The organism is Haloparvum sedimenti (assembly GCF_001462205.1).
Lineage (GTDB): Archaea > Halobacteriota > Halobacteria > Halobacteriales > Haloferacaceae > Haloparvum > Haloparvum sedimenti.
This window is the reverse complement of the sequence record NZ_LKIR01000095.1, coordinates 1-3,367: the sequence shown is the minus strand read 5'-3', so window position 1 is coordinate 3,367 and position 3,367 is coordinate 1. Positions and strand designations below refer to the sequence as shown.

General features: G+C 55.3%; 2 protein-coding genes and 2 pseudogenes. 2 read left to right on the top strand and 2 right to left on the bottom strand.

Translation table 11 applies throughout. The features are described from left to right. Positions 1-677 precede the first annotated feature (677 nt). Positions 678-1,661, top strand: a complete 984-nt coding sequence (locus AN233_RS06010; RefSeq protein WP_058365919.1) for a formate/nitrite transporter family protein — start codon at positions 678-680, stop codon at positions 1,659-1,661. A 138-nt stretch (positions 1,662-1,799) separates the two neighbouring features. Here the strand turns inward: AN233_RS06010 and AN233_RS16785 are convergent. Further along, positions 1,800-1,898: pseudogene (locus AN233_RS16785) on the bottom strand (IS5/IS1182 family transposase); the annotation flags it as partial. Then, positions 1,883-2,005: pseudogene (locus AN233_RS16780) on the bottom strand (IS5/IS1182 family transposase); the annotation flags it as partial. The pseudogenes AN233_RS16780 and AN233_RS16785, both read right to left, overlap by 16 nt. A gap of 419 nt (positions 2,006-2,424) precedes the next feature. Here AN233_RS16780 and AN233_RS06005 point away from each other — a divergent pair. Beyond that, positions 2,425-3,183: a TrkA C-terminal domain-containing protein gene (locus AN233_RS06005; RefSeq protein WP_058365918.1), complete on the top strand. Its 759-nt coding sequence runs from the start codon at positions 2,425-2,427 to the stop codon at positions 3,181-3,183. The last annotated feature ends 184 nt before the right edge of the window (positions 3,184-3,367 follow it).

Below are 3,367 nucleotides of genomic sequence, written 5' to 3'. Positions count from 1 at the left end.
CGCATACTCGTTGAAGACGCCACCGAGGCAAAGGCATTCCGTTCACTCGGTTGCTTCAGCGGCGATAATGTAGAACTCATGGGATTTCAACAGAGCCTTAGATTTAGGAGTCCACCAATAACCTTCGAACTCTTTTTGTTCAAACATTAGATGCGTGTCTGTGTTGGGAGATAACAAAGTTGTCGGCGTAGCTTAGTTTACAGATTCAGTGACCGGAAATTCAGCTTGCGAGAATTGGAAGGAGTGATTCAGTCATGTCGCATACAGCCTCTGAGTGGGTCACGGTGTTTGTGACACGAACAGAGTAGTTCGTTCAGGCCGTGCTGCATACACAGCGCGTATCGGTCACTGGTCGGTCGTCATTTGGCGCGGGAACGGAGTGATAGATACAGAGGATGTAGTCAACAGAATGGCAGCTTCAGAGGAATAGTCACCAGTTAGTTGGCCCTGACTCACATGCACGGGATAACGGAACGCCATACGTCCGAACGCCGGTAGCCGTCTCCCGCTTGCCGCTGATAAATTTATAATGCTACAGATTGTCACCCATATTCGAGGAGAGACATTCTGGTACCACCATTTCATCTTAGTCCGGGATCGCGGATTATTCAGATCCGACGAGCGGACCCGACTCCGAATATAGTCGAACCACAGCAGTTGCTGTCTAGAGGGTATTCATGAGCGACGAATCCGAGGACTCGCCACCAGTCGTCCGATCCCAGGACCGGGCTGCTTCCGGCGTCCCGGCAACGGGCTGGGCACTCGGCGATCGCTTCTCATGGAATGAAATCCATCAACGGCTGCTCGCGTCCGCCGACGAGGAAATCGCCAGCACGCTCTCGGAACTGTTTTTCAGCGGTTTCACCGCCGGCTTCGCGATCGTCTTGACGTTCATCGGCTACACGGTCGGGACCGCGACGTTCCCAAACAATAGATTCCTCGCCGCAGTGCTGTATCCGATCGGGTTCATGTACATCATTCTCGGACGGTACGAACTGTACACCGAGACCACTCTCCCACCGGTCAAGCTGGTGCTGACCCGGTTGGCCAGTCTCCCCTTGCTGTTACGCATGTGGAGCGTTGTCCTGCTGGCGAATGTCATCGGTGCCGCGTTCGGCGCGTTCATCCTCGCAAACACGCACGTACTTACGCCGGCAGAGATGGAGGTCGGAGCCGAATTCCTCCAGCACGGCCTCGAACTGGGCTGGTGGGACCTGTTCTTCAAGGCCCTGTTCGCGGGGTGGCTCGTTGCTGGCGTGGTGTGGCTCCATACGGCTGCGCGAGACACGATCTCGCGTGTCGTAATCACCTATCTCGTCTTCTACACGATTCCCGTCCTCGGCCTGTACCACGTCGTGAGTTCGGGCGCTGAAGCACTCTTCGTCGTGTTTCTCAAGACGCCGAGTCCGGGAGTACTCACCCTGATTTATGAGTTCTGGCTTCCGATCCTGCTTGGCAACACGACTGGTGGCGTCGTATTGGTCGCGCTCGCGAGCTACGCGCAAGCCGTGAGACGCCGGTATCCGGAGATTCGGGTTCTGTCGAGCCGGGAGATGCTGTTCAGTTTGAAAGGCGGTCGCCCGTTCGAAACGCCCAGACCGGGCATCCAGTTACCGGAAAACGGTGGTGGAACCGAGGAGGAATCCGACACAACTAGGTGACGTTGTACTGTAGACAACCTGCAACTCCCCATTATGTGGGGTGGTGCTAAATATGCGTCCCGTATTCAGCAGGGAGATTCTAACAGCTGCCGCTCAGTTCTGAGCACCGAACATAGACACACGCTCTCTATTGAACGTTTAGAGTGCTTTTTCGATGTTGTGAGTGAGACAGCCGACAACGAGTTCACGAAACTGCTTCCACCAGCGCCGTGAGCGGATGAATGCGCCATATGTGTGTACCGTCGTTTTGAGAACTTCGAAGCGTAGCGAGCGACAGCTCGACGAGCCAAGTGAAATGCCTGCTCAACGAACTGGAGTAACCGCGATTTTGGGAGGGCTTTCATCCGGTCAGACTACCGGGCGAACCTGGAACTCTCTGAGGAATTCAACGGAGCCATAGCATCTGAAATAGAGGGTAAATAGCTATTTATAAAATATCCTTCAGGGGATGTTTTGATCAGTCGTTCGCCAGAGCAGTATTCCCCCATCTGAGTCACGGAAATTGCTCACCGTTGGCCAAGAATTGTATCGGGGGTTGCAGCGCCGATCATGCAGAAGTTGGCGCTCATACTGATGGCTCTGAGGGCCACTGCGTTCGTCATACGGAATGTTGTCGGAGCAGCGACGGACAGCGCTATTCTCTGTATTCCACGAATAGGCGGTGAGCACGACCAAACGTAAATGGGAGGAGCTCCGATGTAATCGACCTACGACGCCTTCTGGGGGGTGTTTTACCTAGTATCGCGGCCAACGTCTACAGGTTATGGTCGCCACGGAATCGGTTGTCTCGTTGCTGGTCATCTTTGCACTGTCACTGCTAATCGTCCGGATCGGATCAATCGCACTTCGGATGACGGGGCTCTCTCCGGATGTCGCCTCGTTTCAATCGACGTCGGCGTTCTCCGGTGCGGGATATACGACAGAAGAGGCGGAACAGACAGTGACGACACCGGAACGGCGGAAAATCATCAAGGCACTCATCCGGCTCGGGAGCGTGGGGTTAGTAAGCGTCATCGCGTCACTTGTCCTCTCGTTCACCGATGCTCAGGGGGGAAATGCTCTCAACCTCGTCTACATCCTTACCGGGGTCATTCTACTCGTCCTCGCCGCGCGTAGCGAGTGGTTGAACCGATTGCTGACTCCGCTCATCGAATGGTCACTCGAACGGACGACGGATCTCGAACTTCGAGATTATACAGAAATGCTCGGTCTCCAGCAAGAGTACCGGGTTGCGGAAATCGACGTAGAGGAGGACGACTGGCTCGCCTACGAAACACCTGATTCGTGTGACCTCAACGATGAAGGTGTCCTCCTGCTCGGCATCTTACGGGAGGGGGCGTACATTGGAGCGCCCGGTCCAGACACCGAGATCGAGCCCGGGGACACGGTCATTCTCTACGGAAAGGAAGATCGATTGATGGAGCTCTCAGAGCGCGTCGCGGGGAACGAGGCAGCCCACCAAGAGGCCATCGAAGACCACGAAGAAGAGTTGGAAGAGCAGGAGCGACGGACGAACGGCTGATTATCCCCGAGCCCCCTTCCTGTGTCCTCGCTACCGTTGATCACCCGCGTCATCCGTGATTCAATCGATTGGGATCTCCCTTCGACATAACGCTGATCGACTGATTGCCTCCTCCAAACCGGACTCCACCCACGGAGACGAGTCGTTCCTTATCTCTACACTCCACGAAGGGAGCACTATGCCG